The organism is Polaromonas sp. P4_F9 (genome assembly GCF_056401235.1).
Map to the genome: position 1 here is coordinate 1 of NZ_JBFUJT010000023.1, position 18,502 is coordinate 18,502.

The window sequence follows — 18,502 nt, forward strand, 5'->3', positions numbered from 1 at the left end:
TGCGCAAAACGTAGACGACCGCCTCGAACACTTGTCGTGCCGGCTTGGGCGGCCGCCCCGCCCCCGCCTTGCGCACGTACGCCTTGTCCGCGCTGCGCTCGCGCACCGGAATCAACGGCTCGACGCGCCGCCAAAATTCATCGGTCACCACCCACGATTCGACTCGCTTGCGTGTCGCCATTCCTTCGCCCTGGCGCCGTGTTAGCTACGGCTCGGAGCAGCAGTATACTATTTACGGATAACTTCTAAATCCGGGAATGTGTGAAAGGTAACCCCCATGATGACTGCTATTGCACGTAATCCGTCGATATCGGGACGGTAGATTTGATTGGCTTGCAATTGGGAGGACTTGAATGGTTGTGGCTCCTTTGTCGTGTTGTCATCCACCGGTGGAATCGAAACTCAGCCCACCCGAATAGACTGCCCACCAGCAATGCAAACGCCACCGTACTTGCAAACAACGCATTGACTCCCAAGCCCACGTGCTGCATCACCCGGACATAGGCCCCGACTGCTTGAAAATGAATTAAGTAAGTGCCGTAGGAGCAATCGCCCCATTTCCCCAGGAGCCGCAGTGCGCCGTTGGCATTGGCTTTCGGATGGATGGCCGCCACAAAGGTGATCACAGAAAACCCCAGACCCCAAAAGAGGTAGGCAATGGGCGATGGGCCCGCCAAGTGAGCAACGATCAAACTGGTCAATGCAAATGCCATTAAGCTCACGCAAATCCGAATGGTCAAGATCAACCGGTATTGAAGACGTTCAAAAACGATACGGGTCAGAGCGCCTACAACAAAAGGCAAACTTAAGGCCGAAAGAGCCACTTGGTTGGCGGTAGGAAGAGAGACGGTCGCTTGTGGCGCTGTCATTGAGCAAGTAACCAAAAATACTGACCATCCAGCCAACAGCCTTTGCCGGGTTCTTTCGTTTGAAACAAAGCAAATACCAAACAACACCCAGTAAAAGAACATCTCATAGACTAGGGACCATTCGACGCTCAAGGGATAAGGGATCGGCCCAAATGGCAGCAGAGACATCGCCTTGAGAGTTTCTACCAAGTCATAACTGCCAATGTGCGAAGCCCACTTCAAACCCAGCGCCACGGCACAGCAAAACAAAAACGGTGGGTAAATTCGCAATAGCCGCCGTGTCAAGAATTCCAAGGGCCTTAGGTTATTGCCCACAGGCCACAACACGAAGCCACTGATAGCGAAAAACAGCATTACGCCATGGCCGAAATTGCGTGTGAAGAAATCGACAAACGGCGTGATCTCCCGCACGCCCCGGAGATAGATAGCGGAGTGAAAAAGTACGACGCCCAATGCGGCCATCGCTCTGAGGATTTGAATTCCGTTTAGCAATTTGACTTTCGCCCCCACCCCCGTTCATGTAACACGAGGGCTATAAATACAAAAGACACATAGTACGGGGTTTGTTACAAACTCCCCCCCTCTAATTGGAGGGCAAGCCATGAAGAAGTTGGCTGCGACGATCCTGTCACACCAGTGATGCGCGGAAAAAAGCGGTTTTGCTCACTACGGAAAAAAAGAAAAGGGCACGACAAGAATGCCCCAATTCCGAACTGAGTGGCTCCCCATGCGGGCTCGAACCACGACTCTCAAGACCGATTCAAAAATCGGCAGCGCGTCCGGCTAAAGCGCCTTCCCCAAGCGCCCCACGCCCTCTTCAATCTTCGCCACATCCGCCGTAGCAAAACTGAGCCTCAATGTCGAGACATCCGGATTGCTCGCATAAAACGGCGCACCCGGCACAAACGCCACGCCCTGCTCGATTGCCTTCTTCGCAAACTCGCCGGCGTCTTTCGTCTTGCCACCTGCACCCGTCAGACGGGCCCAGAAGAACAGACCACCCTGCGGCTGTACAAAATCGATCGCATCGCCCAGTTCGCGCTTCAGTGCAGCGCCCATGGCAGCGGCGCGCTCGGCATACACCTGACGCACTCGGGTCAAGGTGGAAGGCATGCGCCCGCATTTGAGGTATTGGGACGCCGTGGCCTGGGCAAAGGTGCTGGTGTGGGCGTCGCTGAACTGCTTACACATGGTGGCTTTGGCCAGCAGCGCGGGCTGGGCAATCAGCCAGCCTATGCGCAGGCCCGGTGACAACACCTTGCTGAGCGAGCCGCAATGCGCCAGCAGATCGCGGCTGCCGGGCACGGTGTCGCTCAGGGCCAGTAAGGACGGTGGCGGCGGCTCGGAAAAATACAGGTCGCCATAGGGGTCGTCCTCAACGATCAGCGTGTTGTATTGAACGGCCAGCTCCAGCACCTTCTTGCGGCGCTCCAGGCTCAACAGCGCGCCGCTGGGGTTGCCGAAAGTGGGAATCAGGTACACAAACTTCGGCTTGTGCTGGGCAATCAATTTTTCGAGTTCGTCCGTCTTCACGCCGTGGGCATCGATGGGTGCGCTGATGAGTTCTGCGCCATAGAGCCTGAAGCACTGGATGGTGGCCAGAAAGGTGGGGCCTTCCACGATCACCTTGTCGCCGGGCGAGATCATGGTTTTGCCGATCAGGTCCAGCGCCTGCTGGCTGCCGGTGGTCACGATCAGCTGGTCGGCAGCCACCACGGCGCCCTTGGTGGCCATGAAGGTGCTGAGCTGGTCGCGCAGCGGCTGGTAGCCTTCGGTGGCGCCGTACTGCAGGGCCGGGCCGGCCTCTTCGTTCAGCACATTGCCGCTGGCTTCCTTCAAGCCCTCCACATCAAACATGGCAGGGTCGGGAAAGCCACCGGCAAAGCTGATGATGCCGGGCTTGCCCAGCAGTTTGAACAGTTCGCGGATGGCGGAGGTTTCGACGTTGTTGAGGCGGTCGGCAAATTGCAGGGGTGTAGGAAGAGGCATGGGAAAATCGGGTCCATGAAGAAAGAACACATCGAGCCGTTTTTTGCCACCTTGCGAGCAGCCAATCCCCAGCCCGTTACTGAATTGAAGTATACGAGCGTGTTCGAACTGCTGACCGCGGTGCTGCTTTCGGCGCAGGCCACCGATGTGGGGGTCAACAAGGCCACGCGCAAGCTGTTTCCGGTGGCCCCCACGCCGCAGGCCATTCTGGACCTGGGACTGGAAGGCCTGGAGGGCTACATCAAGACCATTGGTCTGTACCGCACCAAAGCCAAAAACCTGCTGGCCACCTGCAAGATTCTGGTCGAGCAGCATGGCGGCCAGGTGCCGCGCACCCGCGAAGCACTGGAAGCCCTGCCCGGCGTCGGCCGCAAAACGGCCAATGTGGTGCTCAACTCGGCATTTGGCGAAGCGGTGATGGCGGTGGACACGCACATCTTTCGCGTGAGCAACCGCACCGGGCTGGCGCCGGGTAAAAATCCGCGGGAAGTCGAGAACGGGTTGCTCAAGCGCGTGCCCATCGAATACCTGGTGGATGCGCACCACTGGCTCATATTGCACGGGCGCTATGTGTGCACTGCGCGCAAGCCCCTGTGCTGGCAGTGCGCGGTCGAGCCATTCTGCGACTTTCAGCCCAAGACGCCACGGCCCTGAACGCTGTAACGGTGTCGCCGGGCGGCGTTCTACGAACCCGATGGCTTGGGCTTGCCACGCACACCGCTGGCGATGTAGATCGCTCCCATGCAGCGGGTCTGCACATCAAGAGGGCCGAGCAGCGCGGCAAGCTTGTCCCAGGGACTGCCCAGCCCTTCGAGTGAGGTGGTGGAGTGCAGCGCAATCGGCAGCACGAACCAGTTGACCGGCCAGGTCCAGGGCCCGGCCCATTGGATTCCCGCGGCCACCACGTGCGCCGCAGGTTTGAGATGCGCGACGACATGGGCAACGGCCTCGGGCGAGCGCAGGATGTCGTGGGTGAAATGAAAGAGCGCCGCATCGGCCATTCGCTCAATGACTGCCGTCTCGACTGGCGCGCACAGCAGCGTCACATTGGTCCACCCCTGCTGCTCCACCCGGCCCTGTGCCAGCTGCAGCATTTCGGGACACTGCTCGATGCCGATGACATGCCCCTTCGGGCCGACCTCCTGCTGCAGCCGCCCCAGGCTCAGGCCGGTGCCGCAACCCACATCGAGCACGGTGTCGCCGCGCCGCAGTGCCAGTTGCGAGATGGCTTCCTGGCGGATAGGCTCGAACAAGGCCAGTTCAAGATCGTAAAAGCTGGCACGGCTGCGGTATTGCGCCAATGCGGCCGCTCGGTCGGGTGTTGTATCGGTCCACATCGCTGGGCCGCATTCGTCAAGGGGTGATCACGACGAGCACGCTACACGGCGCGTGCTCGATCAGCGCACCCGAGATGGAGCCGCGCCACCAGCGTGCCGCCCAGCTGTCCAGATGCCTGTGGCCAACGACGATGAGGTCGGCGTCGATCCTGGTCGCGTAATTGGTGATTTCGTCGACGGCGTCGCCGACCAGCACTTCGCCGCGGGCGGTGTGCCCCGACTGCGAGAGCCGCGCAAGCCCATCGTCCAGCACGGCCTGGTACTTTTTCTTCTCGCTTTCCTCGAACTCCTTGCTGTAAATGCCCCCCTCCAGGCCAACCAGGCCCATCGACAAAGGCATGACAGCAATCAGGAACAGCTCGGCCTGACTCCACTGGGCGAGGTCGTTGCAGTCCAGCAGAGCCTTCTGTCCGGCATCGGAACCGTTGTAAGCCAACAAGATACGCTTGTACATAAGTCACCTCCTGACTGGAAAGTCACGCGGTTCGAGCCGCGCCTCCAGCATAGCCCTAATGTGGCCACATGGGAAATAACCGGGAACCGGGAACCAAGATCGGCCGCGCCGGGCGGGCTGCCGGGGACGCGAGCCGGGGCGCAGGCCGGGACGCGAGCTGCGTGGTGGCGCCACGGTGGCACCATGATGGGGAGACGCCCCAAAAATGCCCGCCGCTCCCGTCCGCCCGGAAGGCTGTGCCGGCGGGCAGCCAGCCGCTCAGCGAGCGAACGTTCCGTCGGCGCGAATCATCGTCAGGGCGACGAAGCGCGAGCCCAGGTTGCTCTGCTTGCTGTAGGTCAGGGCAAAGCCGCCGAGGTCTTCGCTGGTGAATGACTCCAGCGTGCTGATCACCTTGGCGCGCGTGAGCGGTGCGGCCGCTTTCTGCAAGGTGCGAACCACCAGTTTGGCGTTCAGGAAACCTTCCATGCTGTTGTAGCTGAACTTCTTGTCGGCCGCCTGCGAGATGATCGTCTGGTACTCGCGCACCACCGCGTTGCCCAGCTCGGTAAACGGGTAAGGCACCACCTGGGAGACGATGACGCCGGCAGCCGGCTCCTTGAGTTCGGCATGCAGGCCCGACGACACGCTGAGCACAAAAAACTGCGGGCTCACGCCCTTGAGGCGAAGGCCCTTGATGAACGCCGCATTGGGCTTGGCCTGGCCAATCATGATCACGGCCTGGGGCTGGGCGGCGGCAATCACGTCGATCGCCTTGGCCACGTCCACCGTGCCGCGCGGCACCGGGGCCACGGCGGAAGGTGCGGCCCCCCGCTTCTGCATGGAGGCGTTCAGCGCTTCCAGGCCTTCCTTGCCGAAGGCGTCATCCTGGTACAGCACCGCGATCTTCTTGATGCCGATGGTCCACGCATGGTTGACGGCCGCCTCGATCTCGTCGGTCGTGCTGGCGCGCAGATGAAACAGCCCCGGCACATACGGGTCGCGCAATGACCTGGCGCCGCTGGTATTGCCGATCTGGGCAATGCCGGCGGCCTGGACGATAGGCACGATTTTCAGCATGTTGGCCGTGCCGCGAAAACCCACCAGCGCCAGCGCGTTGTGCGTTTCAATCAGGGCCTTGGTGTTCTCGGCCGTCCTGTCGGGGTTGAAGCCATCATCCAGGCTGACCAGCTTGATCTTCTCGCCGCGGATGCCACCTTTCTTGTTGATGTCGTCGAAGTACGCGTTCATGCCGCGAACATAGTCGGTGGTCAGGGCCGCGGAGGTCCCGGACAAATCCCCGGAGTGACCGAGGACGATATCTGCCAGCGCGCCGGAACTGGCAAAGCACAACAGAAGCGATGCCAGCAAGCTGCCCGCCTTTGGAAAATTAACAGCGCTCATGAATGTCTCTACCCTCTTGATATAAAAACTTGTTATAAAAATCATCGCCCGTTCAACGAGCGGCCAGGGATCGGCTTTCACCCTGGCCTTGACCGGATGCACTACTCGCACTACTACTCGCACCACTCGTCGCACTACTCGTCGCGCTACACGCGCCACTCGCCCTTCCACACCGGGCTTCTTTTGGCGACAAACGCCTCCACGCCTTCATGAAAGTCGCGACTGCCGTAGCACCTGCGTATCAGGTCTTCCGCCTCGGGCAAGCCCTGCACCAGCAAACGCCTCAAGCCCTCCTTGGTCACGCTTTGGGTGACCGGAGCCAATGAGGCCAGGCGCTCGCACAAATGGGCAGCCGCGGCGGCCAGTTCTTCGGGCGCGCAGGTCTGGTGGAGAAAACCGCATGCCAGGGCTTCATCGGCATTCAGCAGTTCGGCAAGCAGCAACATGCGCTTGACACGCTGCATACCCCACACGGCGCTGAGCCGCGCCAGATTGGCCATCGACAGGCAATTGCCGAGGGTCCTGGCAATCGGCACGCCAAAGCGGGAGGCCGGGGTTGCCAGGCGGAAATCGCAGGCGGTGGCAATGGCCAGGCCACCGCCTATGGTCCAGCCGCTGATCACCGCCACGGTCGGCATCGGCAATGATTCGATCAGGCCAATGCCGCGGTCGATGGTGCGCTCATAGGCCACGCCATCTTCACCACTCTCGAATGCCTGGAACTGCTCGATGTCGGTGCCGGCCACAAAGGCCTCACCGCCCGCGCCCTCGAAGGTCACGACGCGAACCGTATGATCCGTTTGCAGCGCTTCGCAAATGCGGCCCAGCTGCCCGTACATGGCCCAGGTCATGGCATTGCGCGCCTGCGGACGGTCGAACACCACCGAGGCCACGCCGGCATTGACCGTCAGGTGTACTGCCCCGTCACTCATGCTGCAAACGCGCCTTGCGCCCGAAGTTCGGCAAGCTCGCCGGCGCCAATGCCCATCTCGCCGAGCACCTCGTCGGTGTGTTCCCCCAGCAAGGGCGGATGCCGGCGCACCTGCTGCGGCGTGCCGGACAGCTTGACCGCAAAGCCGATGTTGGGCACCGAACCTTCCACCGGGTGGTCAATCTCCATGCGCATGCCGCGCGCACGCGCATGCTCACTGCCGAAAGCCTCCGGGTAGGAGAGGATGGGGCCGGCCGGAATACCGGCATCGAGCAAGGTTTGTACCCAATAGTCTTTGGGGTGCTGGCGGAAAGTGCGCTCCAGCTCAGTCTCCAGCGCGGCGCGGTTGGCCAGCCGCAGCGAGATGGTGGTGAAGCGCGGGTCCCGCAACAACTCCTGCCGCTCCAGCAGCACGCACAGTTGCTGCCACAGCTTCTGGTTGTTGGCGCCCATCACGAAGTAGCCGTCCGAGCAGGCCATGGCCTGGTAAGGCGCTGTCATCTTGTTGGACGTGCCCAGTGGTTCGGGTGGTTTGCCCGTGCCCCAGTAGTCGCAGATGTCCCAGACCGAGAAAGCCAGCGCCGAGTCGAACAGGGATGCGTCCACATGCTGGCCTTCGCCGCTTACTTTGGCCCCGATGTAGGCCGACAGGGTGGCATAAACGGCAAACAGGGCACAGCCAATGTCGGCCACCGGCACGCCGGCCTTCACCGGCGGGCTGTTGGGGTAGCCGGTCACACTCATCACGCCCGACATGGCTTGCGCCATGAGATCGAAGCCCGGTCGGTCGGCCCATGGTCCGGTCTGGCCGAAGCCCGAGATGCTGGTGTAAACCAGGCGCGGATTGATTTCTTTCAAGACCTCGTAGCCCAGGCCCAGCCGCTTCATCGCACCGGGGCGGTAGTTCTCGAGAAGGATATCGGCGTCCTTGACCATGCGCAACAGCACCTCGCGCCCGGCCTTGGACTTCAGGTTGAGCGTGACGCTGCGTTTGTTGCGGTTCATGTTCAGGAAACCCAGGCTGTCGGCACCCTTCATCTTGAAACCCATCGCGCCGCGCGTCTGGTCGCCCGCGCCGGGCGGCTCGACCTTGATCACGTCGGCACCCAGGTCGGCCAGCAACATGCAGGCATAAGGGCCGGCCATCACCTGGCTGACATCGAGCACCCGCACACCGGCCAGGGGCAGCGGACGCGCCGCTTTCTTCGCCTGTTCATTCGTTGACGCTTCTTTCACTCGGTAATCCTTGTGGAGGGATGTTGATCGTTTGCGGAAGTGGAAAATCCTCCCAGGCAACCCGGGAGGCGACGGTTGGGATGCCGCCACGATGGCAGCACCCTCGAAAAAAGCAAAACGGGCTTCAGGACCGGCTCAGCGCGCCCCGATGCCCATGGCTCAGGCTTCGCCCTTGACGCCACCGTCCTTGATGATCTTGGCCCACTTGATCTGCTCGGCGCGCATGAAGTCCCCGAACTTTTCGGTCGAGCCACCGCCATCCTGGGCGCCCGAGGCCGCCAGTTTTTCCATCACGTCGGGCATCAGCATGACCTTGTTGACATCCTCGTTCATGCGCTTGGCCATGGCCAGAGGCATCTTCGCGGGACCGGCCAGCCCGTACCACGTCGTCGCCTCGAAGCCGGGGAAGCCCGACTCGGCCATGGTCGGAACGTTGGCGTAGGCGCCCACGCGCTGCTGGCGCGTCTGCGCAAGGGCGATGGCCTTGCCGCTCTTCACGTGGGGCGTGGCCGCCGTCATGGTGTCGAAGCTGTACTGAATGGTCCCGCCGATCAGGTCGGTGAGCATCGGGCCCGAGCCCTTGTACGGCACGTGGATGGCCTTGACCTTGGCGGCCAGCATGAACATCTCCAGCGCCAGGTGCTGCGCGCTGCCCGTGCCGGCCGAGCCGAAGCTCACACTGCCCGGGTTGGCGCGGCACAACTCGACCAGATCCTTCACGGTCTTGGCCGGCTGGTTTTCGTTGCAGATCAGCAGGTTCGGCGTGATGCCGACCAACACGACCGGCTGGAAGTCCCTGGCCGCGTCGTAGTTCACTTTCTGCAGGGCGGGCGTGATCGCCTGGCTGTTGATGTGCGCCATCAGCAAGGTGTTGCCGTCACCGGGCTGCTTGGCCACGTAGTCGGCAGCGATGGTTCCCGAGGCGCCCGCCTTGTTCTCGACGATGACCTGCGTCTTCCACATGTCGCCGAGCTTCTGACCGATCACCCGCGCCAGGATGTCGGTGCCGCCGCCAGGGGCAAAGCCCACCACGATGCGAATCGGCCCGTTGGGCAGGGTCTGCGCCATCAGCGAGGGAAAGGCGAGTGTGGCGGCGCTGGCCGCGCTGACGGTTACGAAGGTTCTGCGTTGCATGGTTTTGTCTCCAGGAATAGTTAATAGTTGTGATGTAGCGAAACTCGGCAAACAGGAAAGTGAAAAGTGGAACGTGGAAAAAAAAGAGGTCGTCAGGCTGCCTTGCGCAGCGGCACCACGGCGGCATGGCTTGAAAAATGGTCCATTGCGGCCTGCACGCCCGAGCCCGCCAGCTTGACGCCCGCGAGCTTGAGACCCATCTCGCAGCCCGACAGCGCCGCCATCAGGGTCAGGTCGTTGCAGTCGCCCAGGTGGCCAATGCGAAACATCTTGCCCTTGACTTTGCCCAGGCCCGTGCCCAGTGAGCAGTCAAAGCGCTCGTAGATGATCTTGCGCACGGCGTCGGCGTCTATGCCTTCGGGCGTCATCACGCCGGTCAACACGGGCGAATACACGGCCGGGTCGGCGCACTGGATCTGCAGGCCCCAGGCCCTGACCGCGGCGCGCACGCCTTCAGCCCAGCGCAGGTGCCGCGCAAACACCACGTCCAGCCCGTGCTCCAGCAGCATGTCGCAGGCTTCGTTGAGCCCGTACAGCAGGTTGGTGTTGGGTGTCGACGGCCAGTAGCCGGTCTTGTTCATTTCAATGATCTCGTCCCAGGCCCAGAACGATTTCGGCAGCCGGGCCGTTTTGCTGGCTTCGAGGGCCTTGGCCGACACGGCGTTGAAACTGATGCCGGGCGGCAGCATCAAGCCTTTCTGCGAGCCGCTGATGCTGACGTCCACGCCCCACTCGTCGTGCCGGTAGTCGGCCGAGGCCAGTCCGGAGATGGTGTCCACCAGCAGCAGCGCCGGGTGTTTGGCGGCATCGATGGCCTTGCGCACGGCCGCGATGTTGCTGGTCACGCCGGTGGAGGTTTCGTTGTGCACCACGCAGATCGCCTTGATGCTGTGCTGCGTGTCCGCCTTCAGCCGCTCCTCGATCATGTCGGCCCGCACACCATGGCGCCAGGCCTCGGCGCCGGACAAGCTCATCACTTCGGTTTTCAGGCCCAGGCGCGCCGCCAGCTTGTGCCACAACGCGGCAAAGTGGCCGGTTTCATACATCAGCACATGGTCGCCCGGGCTCAGCGTATTGGCCAGCGCCGCCTCCCAGGCACCGGTCCCCGAGGCCGGGTAGATGATGACGGGCTGTTTGGTCTGAAAGATTTTCCGGATGTCAGCCAGCACCTTGAGGCCCAGCGCCGCAAACTCCGGACCGCGGTGATCAATCGTGGGCAGGCTCATGGCCCGCAAGATACGGTCAGGTACCGGTGACGGGCCGGGAATCTGCAGGAAATGGCGGCCGGTGGGATGAAAATCGAGCGTCAACATGCGGGGTGGTTCCTCAAGGCGATAATAGAGTGAAGTCGTATTTTTTGCATACAAAATTCATTTGTCAACCTAACCAAGGGTAAACGATGGATTTGACAACCACTTTTTTTGCATACAAAATTTAGCCATGTCAGCAAATGTCATTCCCATTCCGCGTGCCGCACTGCATGAGCAGGTGGCCCACCGCCTGCGCGAGATGCTGGTGGAAAACCGCATTCCGCCCGGCGCCAAGCTCAACGAACGGGAGTTGAGCGAAGTACTCAACGTCTCGCGCACACCGCTTCGGGAGGCGATCAAAATGCTGGCCGCCGAAGGGCTGGTCGAGCTGCTGCCCAACCGGGGCGCGATCGCGGTCGAGCTGACCAAAGCCGATGTGCTGAATACCTTCGAGGTCATGTCGGGCCTGGAGGCCCAGTCCGGCGAGCTGGCGGCCCAGCGCATCACCGAGTCCGAACTGGCCGAGATCAAGGCCATGCATTACGAGATGCTGGCGGCTTACACGCGCCGCGACCTGCCGGGCTATTACCGGCTCAATGCGGCCATTCACAACGCCATCAACGCCGCCGCCAAAAACCCGGTGCTCACGGCGACCTACAACCAGGTCAACGCCCGCCTGCAGGCGTTGCGCTTTCGCTCCAACCAGGATGGGGAGAAGTGGAAAGATGCCGTGAAAGAGCACGAACTGATGATTGAAGCGCTCAGTGCGCGCGACCCGGTTGCCATGCGTGCCGTGCTGGCCAGCCACCTGATCCACAAACAGGATGTGGTGATCGAGCAGCTGCGCGCTGCCAAGACCCATCCTTCCTCCGCCAAAGCATGAACGCTCCCCTCCCCCTCAAGATCACGCAGGAGGCCGCTGCCCGGGCCTATGACGACGTGGCGCGCGTCAGCAATGAAGTCGCCGGCCGCCTGGCCGCCCGCCTGGCCAGCGAAACGCGCGGCGAAGTGCTGTTCTCGCCGGCAGACCGGGGCCGCTACGCCACCGACGCCTCCATCTACCAGGTGATGCCGGTCGGTGTGTTTGTGCCGCGCACGGCCGATGATGTGAAAACCGCGCTGGACATTTGCCGCGACCTGCAGGTACCCATCGTGCCCCGCGGCGGCGGTACCAGCCAGTGCGGCCAGACGGTGGGCGCCGGCCTGGTGATCGACTACGCCAAACATATTCGCAGCATCCTGCATGTGGACCCGCAGGAGCGCACCGCCGAGGTCGAGCCCGGCATTGTGCTGGATCACCTCAATGCCGCGCTGAAACAACACGGCCTGTGGTACCCGGTGGATGTGTCCACCAGCGCGCAGGCCACGCTGGGCGGCATGGCCGGCAACAACTCCTGCGGCAGCCGCAGCATCGCCTACGGCAACATGGTGCACAACGTGCTGGGCGCAACGGCCTGGCGCTCTGACGGCCGTCTGCTGGAGCTGGGTCGTTACGACAGCGCCAGCGGCGAGGCGCGCGCCCTCGGCGACCATGTCAAAACGCTGTCGGACCAGCTTCGGCCCGAACTGCAGGCGCACTGGCCCAAGGTGCTGCGCCGCGTGGCGGGCTACAACCTGGACATCTTCAACAACCAGAACGAGAAGCCCTACACCCAAGACGGCTCGGTCAACCTGGCCCACCTGCTGGTGGGCAGCGAAGGCACGCTGGCACTCACGCGGTCACTGAAGCTGCGCCTCAGTGAACTGCCGCGCACCAAGGTACTGGGCGTGGTGAACTTTCCCACGTTTTACCAGGCCATGGACTCGGCCCAGCACATCGTCAAACTGGCAAATTCAGACGGACACGGCGGCGTATTCGGGGCCACGCTGACGGCCGTCGAGCTGGTCGACCGCACGATGATAGAGCTGTCGTTGCAAAACCCCGCTTTTGCGCCCACGGTGCGCACCGCGCTGATCGGCCAGCCCGATGCCATCTTGCTGGTCGAATTTTCAGGTGCCTCCAAAGCCGAACTCGCTCCCAAAATCAAACAGCTGGTGGAGCTGATGGGCGACCTGGGCCTGCCCGGCTCGGTGGTGGAAATGATTGACGATGCGCCGCAGAAAAACCTGTGGGAAGTGCGCAAGGCCGGCCTCAACATCATGATGAGCCTCAAGGGCGACGGCAAGCCAGTGAGTTTTATTGAAGACTGCGCCGTGCCGCTGGAGCATCTGGCCGAGTACACCGATGCGCTCACGCAGGTGTTTCGCAAATACGGCAGCAAGGGCACCTGGTACGCGCATGCGTCCGTCGGCACGCTGCATGTGCGGCCCATCCTCGACATGCGCCGGGATGGTGGCGCCAAGATGCGCGCCATTGCCGAAGAAGCCTCCGCGCTGGTGCGCCACTACAAGGGCGCCTACAGCGGCGAGCATGGCGACGGGCTGTGCCGCGGCGAATGGGTGCAGTGGCAGTTCGGTCCCAAAATCAACGATGCGTTTGCGCAGATCAAGAACTACCTCGATCCGCTGAATTTGCTCAGTCCGGGGCGCATCGTTGCGTCAGCCGGGCATCCGCTGCCCAAAATGGACGACACCCGGCTGATGCGCTTTCCGCCCGGGTACAAGGTGATCCCCATCCGGCCCGCGCTGGACTGGAGCGCCTGGGACGTGCAAAACGACCCGGTGACCGAGCAGACCAGCGCGCCCGGCACCGGCGGCGACCCCGCCCACGGCTTTGCCAAGGCGGTGGAGATGTGCAACAACAATGGCCACTGCCGCAAATTTGATGCCGGCACCATGTGCCCGAGCTACCGCGTCACGCGCGACGAAAAACACCTGACGCGGGGGCGGGCCAACACGCTGCGGCTGGCGCTGTCGGGTCAGCTGGAGGGCATGAAGGCGGAAGACGCTTTCACCAGCGACGCCGTGCACGAGGCCATGGACCTGTGCGTCGGCTGCAAGGGCTGCAAGCGCGACTGCCCTACCGGCGTGGACATGGCCAAAATGAAGGTGGAGTTTTTGCACCACTACAAGGCCAGGCACGGCTACACGCTCAAGGACAAGCTGGTGGCCTACTTGCCCGACTACGCCCACTGGGCCAGCCGCTTTGCGCCGCTGCTCAACCTGCGCGACAGCATTCCGGGCCTGGCGGCCTTGAGTGAAAGACTGCTGGGCTTGTCTGCCCGGCGCACGCTGCCGCAATGGAAGACGAAAACCTTCTTCAACTCGGCCCCCGTCAGCGCCACACGCGAAGAGGTGCTGGCCGCCAGCAAGCCCGTGGTGCTGTTCGTGGACACCTTCAACGGCTACTTCGAATCCAGAAATGCAGTTTCGGCATTGAAGGTGCTGCAGACCGCCGGTTATACGGTGCACGTAGCGACAAAAACCATAGCGGACGGCAAGAGCCTGTGCTGCGGCCGGACCTACCTTGCCAGCGGCATGATCGCGGAAGCCAAGGCCAAGGCACGTGAACTGACAGACGCCCTGCTGCCCTTCGCCGAAAAAGGAATCGCCATCGTCGGGCTGGAGCCCTCGTGCCTGCTGACCCTGCGCGACGAAATGCTGGTGATGGGACTGCGCAGCGCAGCGCAAACCATCAGCCAGCACGCGCTGTTGCTGGAAGAGTTCCTGGCACGCGAGGCAGCTGCCGGCAAGCTGGAAACCCTGAAGGCCGCGCTCCAGCCGGCCACCCGGCCTATCCTGCTGCACGGCCACTGCCACCAGAAGGCTTTTGGTGCGGTGACTCCCATCATGGATGTGCTCAAGCTGATACCGGGCGCCCAGCCTGAACTGATCGAATCAAGCTGCTGCGGCATGGCCGGCAGCTTCGGCTACGAGGCCAGCCACTACGAGGTGTCCATGCAGATGGCCGAACTCAGCCTGCTGCCGGCCGTGCGCAAGCAGCCGGATGCCATCGTGGTGGCCGACGGCACCAGTTGCCGGCACCAGATCAAGGACGGTGCGCAGCGCGAGGCGATTCATGTCGCCGTGCTGCTGGCGCGGCAGCTGCGGGCCTGAGGCAGGGAAACACGGGAGCAAGTGACGGCCATGGCTGACATCCTGACCATCACCATGAACCCGGCCCTGGACGTCTCCACCTCAACCGACAAGGTCATGCACACGCACAAGCTGCGATGCGCCGCCGCGCAATTGCATCCTGGCGGCGGTGGAGTCAACGTGGCTCGCGTCGTGCAGCGGCTCGGCGGCGACTGTCTCGCGCTCTTTCTGGCGGGGGGCGTGAACGGGCAACGGCTGCGAAAACTGCTTGACCGGGAGCAGGTGCGCAGCCACTGGATCCCCATTGCCGGGGAAACCCGCGAAAGCTTTTCCGTCCGCGAAACATCCAGCGGGCGGGACTTCCGCTTTGTGCTGCCCGGGCCGGCCCTGACGGCGCCGGAGTGGCAAGCCTGCCTGGACTTTGTCAGCAAGCTCGACGTACCGCCCGCTTATGTGGTGGCGAGCGGCGGCCTGCCCCCGGGGGTGCCTGACGACTTTTATGCCCAACTCACGCGGCTGGCCCGCTCGCGCGGCAGCCGCGTGGTGGTGGACACGTGGGGGCCGGCACTGGCAGCAGTGCTGGCAAAAGGGGTGTACCTGATCAAACCCAGCCTTCAGGAGCTGCGCGAACTGACCGGCTTGCCGCTGGCAGGCGAGCCGCAGTGGCGCGAGACGGCGAGGCGGATCATTCTGGCCGGACAGGCGCAGGTCGTGGCGCTGTCGCTGGGTGAGGACGGGGCCTTGCTTGTCACCGCTGACACGGCGCTGCGGGCACGGGGCGTGCCGGTCAAGGTGGCCAGCACCATCGGCGCCGGCGACAGCTTTGTCGGCGGCCTGGTCTGGACGCTGAACCGTGGTGGCGACCTGGCGCAGGCGTTTCGATACGGCATGGCGTCCGGCGCGGCGGCCCTGCTCACGGCGGGAACGGCCCTGTGCCAGGCGGCAGATGTCGAGCGCCTTAGCAAGGATGTGATCATCGAAGAGGTTTAGTGCAGTGTTGCATGCAACACTGCACTAGTACCCGACCCGCAAATAGCGGAATCAAAAGTAGCAGAATCAGGAAAAGCGCCCGATTCGTAGCCAGGCTCGCGGTACATGGGGACGGCATAAGGGCGGGCGCCACGCAGCGCCGCGCCGGCGCGTCAAACACCGCCACCGGCGGCCGGGAGCATGTCATGAGCAAAAAAATATCGTCATTGATGCACCGCGAAGTGTGCCTGGTCGGCCTGGACGACACGGCGCAATCCGTCGAGGCACAAATGGTGGCCAAGGGCCTGTCATGGGTGCCGGTGGCCAATGCCGACGGCGTGGTCCTGGGCGTCATCAGCAGCGCGGACCTGCTGCGCCTGCATGCCGAAGGCAAGCCCTTCCAGAAAGTCAGCGCCTGGCAGCTCTGCACCTACAAACCGATCACCGTGCGCCCGGACGCCACCCTCAGCGAAGTGGCAAGCTTGATGGTCGCCATGAATATTCACCATGTGGTTGTGGCGGAGGGCACGCATATCAAGGGGGTCGTCTCCTCACTCGACTTCGTGCGCACCTTCGTGTAGTGACAGCAGGGCAACTCCAGATGGCAGCCGGTGGCACCTGGTGGCGCCGGCTTGCTCGAGGTGACTCCAGGCTTCTTCATAATCACCCCATGAAGTCTTTACCACGCCACCCCGGAAGCAGGCCCCCTGCATTCCGCCAAATCCATGCGCTGCTTGTCGCCGCCCTGCTCTGCGGCTGTGCCGCCAAGGCACCCAAGCCACCCAAGCCTGCCCCCGCCTTGCCGGCAGCACCCGGGCCCCACCCGCTCGTAGGAACGTGGACCTGGACATTGCCCGGCAAGCCCTGTACCGAAACCTGGCAGTACGGCGCCAATGGCACCCGGCTGAGTACCAGCGGTGAAGAGGTCACACAGGGCAATTACGAAATACCACGTACGCCTGGCCTGCTGGGCTTCTACCGGCTCGCCGAAACAGTCACCGCCAGCAACGGCAAGCGCGACTGCTCGGGCGACCTGCATGAAAGCCCGGAAGGAAGCGCCACGGAGAGCGTTACCCGCTTCATCCAGTTCAACCCCCAGAAGGACCAGTTCATCGTCTGCAAGGCCGAGTCGCTTCAGGCCTGCTTTGGGCCCCTGAAGCGCGTCCCCGGCTAAGAGGCTAAAGCACCACTCGCGCCCCGGTTAAAAGGCCACTGCGCCCTGCACCCAAAGGGTGGGTCGCTTCGCAGCCGATGCCGGTACCGAGGTCGGAAGCCCACCATCGGTGCGCCAGGCCAGCGAGGACCGCAACTGGACGCCAGCCAGACTGGCATTCAGCCCCACACCAACACCCGCCAGGTTGCGACTATTGGATGCCGGCGGCCCAAAGGGATTCCGGTTGATCGTGACCTTACCCGCGTCATAGAACACCGTGGCCTGAAGGCTGGTTGTGAGGCTGTGCCGCAACTCCACCGTTGCCCGGTAACCCTCATCACCGGTACCTTCACTTTGGGGATAGGCCCGCACGCCATTGACGCCGCCGAGCGAAAACTTTTCGGATGAATCCAGGTTCTTGCTGGCCTGCTGGCCCGTGAGCGAGATCGACAGCTGGCTGGTATTGGACAGGCGCTGCAAGCGGCTGACGTTGTAAGACACCCGGGTGTAGCCGCCGCTGGAGCGGGCCGATGCCGCATCAATGGCCAACGCGCTAGGCGAGTTAATGCTCAATTGGCCAAACGCCGCAGAAAGATCGAAGCTGTTGATGCCGCCGCCGCCCAGGGCGTCCTGCAGGTTGCCGGCCAGACCCAGGCTGGTGACCGTGACTTTCTTGCCGGTCGCGGTGGCTGTCGCATCGACGTAGTCCTTGAGCCGCTTGTCTTCCAGGGAGACGGTTCCACTCAGGTTTTTAAGCTGGCTGCGCACAAATGGATAAGCGGCAAACACGCTGGTGCTGCTGGCCGTGCCGTGGGCGTCAAGTGCCGCAAATTCTTTATCCAGCTTGTAATGGGTGTCAAAGTAGGCCGCGCCCACGCGTAAACCATCCGAGCCGACGGGCATCTGGTAGGCGAGCCGGCCGAAACTCAGGTTCTCACCACTGGTCAATGCGGTGAAGCTGAGCTGGTCGCCGATCTTCAGCGGACTGGCCAGGTTGAAGTTGCCCGACAGCCGGTACTCACCGGTATAGCGGCTGCCATAGTTGTCAAGCGCCACGCTGCCGGAGTAGGCACTCGCGGGGGTAACCTCAATCAGCAGTTCGGAGGTGCCGACGCTGGCACCGGGCTGCAATGTCGCGCGTGAGTTGCCCACCCCGGGAGTGTCTTGCACCAACAGCAGACTGCGGTCTATTTGCTCGGACCTGACGACGTCGCCATCCTTGATCCGGTCAAAGTAGGCGTTGGCGCGATCGTCTGACAGGCGCGACTGGTTCTTGACGCTGTGAGTCGACACCCGGCCTTCGATGACGCTGATGGTCACGGCGCCACTGGTGATGTCCTGGGCTGGCAGGTAGGCCCTTGCCACCGCAAAACCACGGCTGCGGTAATAGGCGGTGATGCGGCGTGCTGCTGCATTGAGCTGGCTCAACGATTGTTCCTTGCCGACAAGGTCAGCCACCAGCGGCTGCAACTCACTGGCAGGCAGTTCCTGGTTGCCGGTGATGACTACCGACTTGACGAGCGCCTTAGCCTCGTCTTTTTGGCCAGCATCGGAGGCATCGTCAGGGCGCTGGATGGGTGCGGCCTGGGGCGCAGTGAATGTCGGGGCTTGCTGCAGATCGCGCAGCACCTGCCCGGCGTCGGGTACAGGCTGGATTTGAGGCTGGATTTGCGCCCATGCAACGGGACCAAAAGCGCAGAGCGCCAGGGTAATGGCCGACAGAGCCAGTGGGCAGTGACGTGAAGTACGTGAGGTGAATTTCATACGAGGTAGAAAACGGTAAATGGATAGGTCAAGGCAAAAGACCCCGAAAGGGTCAATT

Annotated in this window: 16 protein-coding genes and 1 pseudogene; 6 read left to right on the forward strand and 11 right to left on the reverse strand. The window is 62.7% G+C overall.

Features of this window, described 5'->3' with window-relative positions:
* The 3 genes and pseudogenes from AC1DUB_RS19060 to AC1DUB_RS19070 form a co-directional block, all read right to left on the reverse strand.
* A pseudogene (locus AC1DUB_RS19060) lies at positions 1–181 on the reverse strand (IS5/IS1182 family transposase); the annotation flags it as partial.
* A 106-nt stretch (positions 182–287) separates the two neighbouring features.
* Complete coding sequence (locus AC1DUB_RS19065) at positions 288–1,361, reverse strand: acyltransferase family protein (protein ID WP_477730827.1); 1,074 nt, start codon at positions 1,359–1,361, stop codon at positions 288–290.
* Between the two features lie 291 nt (positions 1,362–1,652).
* The gene (locus tag AC1DUB_RS19070; RefSeq protein ID WP_477730873.1) at positions 1,653–2,840 is read right to left on the reverse strand and encodes an aminotransferase-like domain-containing protein; all 1,188 of its coding nucleotides are present in this window, start codon (positions 2,838–2,840) and stop codon (positions 1,653–1,655) included.
* A gap of 33 nt (positions 2,841–2,873) precedes the next feature.
* On the opposite strand from AC1DUB_RS19070, the gene nth reads away from it, so the two are divergent.
* Positions 2,874–3,512: an endonuclease III gene (gene nth / locus AC1DUB_RS19075; RefSeq protein ID WP_477730828.1), complete on the forward strand. Its 639-nt coding sequence runs from the start codon at positions 2,874–2,876 to the stop codon at positions 3,510–3,512.
* A 29-nt stretch (positions 3,513–3,541) separates the two neighbouring features.
* Here the strand turns inward: nth and AC1DUB_RS19080 are convergent, their stop codons facing one another.
* The 7 genes from AC1DUB_RS19080 to AC1DUB_RS19110 all read right to left on the reverse strand — a co-directional run bounded on the left by AC1DUB_RS19080 (position 3,542) and on the right by AC1DUB_RS19110 (position 10,646).
* Positions 3,542–4,195 (reverse strand): class I SAM-dependent methyltransferase, encoded by a 654-nt coding sequence (locus AC1DUB_RS19080; RefSeq protein ID WP_477730829.1) that lies wholly within the window; start codon positions 4,193–4,195, stop codon positions 3,542–3,544.
* Positions 4,196–4,211: 16 nt separating this feature from the next.
* Positions 4,212–4,649, reverse strand: coding sequence for a universal stress protein (locus AC1DUB_RS19085; RefSeq protein ID WP_477720357.1), 438 nt, complete (start codon positions 4,647–4,649; stop codon positions 4,212–4,214).
* 258 nt (positions 4,650–4,907) lie between these two features.
* Positions 4,908–6,032, reverse strand: coding sequence for an ABC transporter substrate-binding protein (locus AC1DUB_RS19090; RefSeq protein WP_477730830.1), 1,125 nt, complete (start codon positions 6,030–6,032; stop codon positions 4,908–4,910).
* Positions 6,033–6,178: 146 nt separating this feature from the next.
* Complete coding sequence (locus tag AC1DUB_RS19095) at positions 6,179–6,964, reverse strand: enoyl-CoA hydratase/isomerase family protein (protein WP_477730831.1); 786 nt, start codon at positions 6,962–6,964, stop codon at positions 6,179–6,181.
* Positions 6,961–8,199, reverse strand: coding sequence for a CaiB/BaiF CoA transferase family protein (locus AC1DUB_RS19100; RefSeq protein ID WP_477730832.1), 1,239 nt, complete (start codon positions 8,197–8,199; stop codon positions 6,961–6,963). Before AC1DUB_RS19100 ends, AC1DUB_RS19095 begins: the two co-directional genes overlap by 4 nt.
* A 159-nt stretch (positions 8,200–8,358) precedes the next feature.
* A complete protein-coding gene (locus AC1DUB_RS19105) occupies positions 8,359–9,333 on the reverse strand; it encodes a Bug family tripartite tricarboxylate transporter substrate binding protein (protein WP_477730833.1) in 975 nt (324 codons plus the stop codon).
* 92 nt (positions 9,334–9,425) lie between these two features.
* On the reverse strand, positions 9,426–10,646 hold the full coding sequence (locus tag AC1DUB_RS19110; protein ID WP_477730834.1) for a pyridoxal-phosphate-dependent aminotransferase family protein: 1,221 nt from the start codon (positions 10,644–10,646) through the stop codon (positions 9,426–9,428).
* 127 nt (positions 10,647–10,773) lie between these two features.
* Between AC1DUB_RS19110 and AC1DUB_RS19115 the strand changes: the two genes are divergently transcribed.
* The 5 genes from AC1DUB_RS19115 (at position 10,774) to AC1DUB_RS19135 (ending at position 16,701) form a co-directional block, all read left to right on the forward strand.
* Positions 10,774–11,466, forward strand: coding sequence for a GntR family transcriptional regulator (locus AC1DUB_RS19115; RefSeq protein WP_477730835.1), 693 nt, complete (start codon positions 10,774–10,776; stop codon positions 11,464–11,466).
* Entirely contained in the window at positions 11,463–14,579 is a 3,117-nt protein-coding gene (locus tag AC1DUB_RS19120; protein WP_477730836.1) for an FAD-binding and (Fe-S)-binding domain-containing protein, read from the forward strand. The genes AC1DUB_RS19115 and AC1DUB_RS19120 overlap by 4 nt, the downstream gene beginning before the upstream one ends.
* A 30-nt stretch (positions 14,580–14,609) precedes the next feature.
* Positions 14,610–15,548: a 1-phosphofructokinase family hexose kinase gene (locus AC1DUB_RS19125; RefSeq protein ID WP_477730837.1), complete on the forward strand. Its 939-nt coding sequence runs from the start codon at positions 14,610–14,612 to the stop codon at positions 15,546–15,548.
* A 185-nt stretch (positions 15,549–15,733) separates the two neighbouring features.
* Positions 15,734–16,108, forward strand: coding sequence for a CBS domain-containing protein (locus AC1DUB_RS19130; protein WP_011483672.1), 375 nt, complete (start codon positions 15,734–15,736; stop codon positions 16,106–16,108).
* Between the two features lie 89 nt (positions 16,109–16,197).
* On the forward strand, positions 16,198–16,701 hold the full coding sequence (locus AC1DUB_RS19135; protein WP_477730838.1) for a hypothetical protein: 504 nt from the start codon (positions 16,198–16,200) through the stop codon (positions 16,699–16,701).
* Between the two features lie 27 nt (positions 16,702–16,728).
* On the opposite strand, the gene AC1DUB_RS19140 is transcribed toward AC1DUB_RS19135, so the two are convergent.
* The gene (locus AC1DUB_RS19140) at positions 16,729–18,444 is read right to left on the reverse strand and encodes a ShlB/FhaC/HecB family hemolysin secretion/activation protein (protein WP_477730839.1); all 1,716 of its coding nucleotides are present in this window, start codon (positions 18,442–18,444) and stop codon (positions 16,729–16,731) included.
* Positions 18,445–18,502 lie beyond the last annotated feature (58 nt).

Coding starts and splice junctions, on each gene's coding strand:
- nth (WP_477730828.1), top strand. CDS start 2,874: ATGAAGAAAGAACACATCGAGCCGTTTTTTGCCACCTTGCGAGCAGCC.
- AC1DUB_RS19080 (WP_477730829.1), bottom strand. CDS start 4,195: ATGTGGACCGATACAACACCCGACCGAGCGGCCGCATTGGCGCAATAC.
- AC1DUB_RS19085 (WP_477720357.1), bottom strand. CDS start 4,649: ATGTACAAGCGTATCTTGTTGGCTTACAACGGTTCCGATGCCGGACAG.
- AC1DUB_RS19090 (WP_477730830.1), bottom strand. CDS start 6,032: ATGAGCGCTGTTAATTTTCCAAAGGCGGGCAGCTTGCTGGCATCGCTT.
- AC1DUB_RS19095 (WP_477730831.1), bottom strand. CDS start 6,964: ATGAGTGACGGGGCAGTACACCTGACGGTCAATGCCGGCGTGGCCTCG.
- AC1DUB_RS19105 (WP_477730833.1), bottom strand. CDS start 9,333: ATGCAACGCAGAACCTTCGTAACCGTCAGCGCGGCCAGCGCCGCCACA.
- AC1DUB_RS19110 (WP_477730834.1), bottom strand. CDS start 10,646: ATGTTGACGCTCGATTTTCATCCCACCGGCCGCCATTTCCTGCAGATT.
- AC1DUB_RS19115 (WP_477730835.1), top strand. CDS start 10,774: ATGTCAGCAAATGTCATTCCCATTCCGCGTGCCGCACTGCATGAGCAG.
- AC1DUB_RS19120 (WP_477730836.1), top strand. CDS start 11,463: ATGAACGCTCCCCTCCCCCTCAAGATCACGCAGGAGGCCGCTGCCCGG.
- AC1DUB_RS19125 (WP_477730837.1), top strand. CDS start 14,610: ATGGCTGACATCCTGACCATCACCATGAACCCGGCCCTGGACGTCTCC.
- AC1DUB_RS19130 (WP_011483672.1), top strand. CDS start 15,734: ATGAGCAAAAAAATATCGTCATTGATGCACCGCGAAGTGTGCCTGGTC.
- AC1DUB_RS19135 (WP_477730838.1), top strand. CDS start 16,198: ATGAAGTCTTTACCACGCCACCCCGGAAGCAGGCCCCCTGCATTCCGC.
- AC1DUB_RS19140 (WP_477730839.1), bottom strand. CDS start 18,444: ATGAAATTCACCTCACGTACTTCACGTCACTGCCCACTGGCTCTGTCG.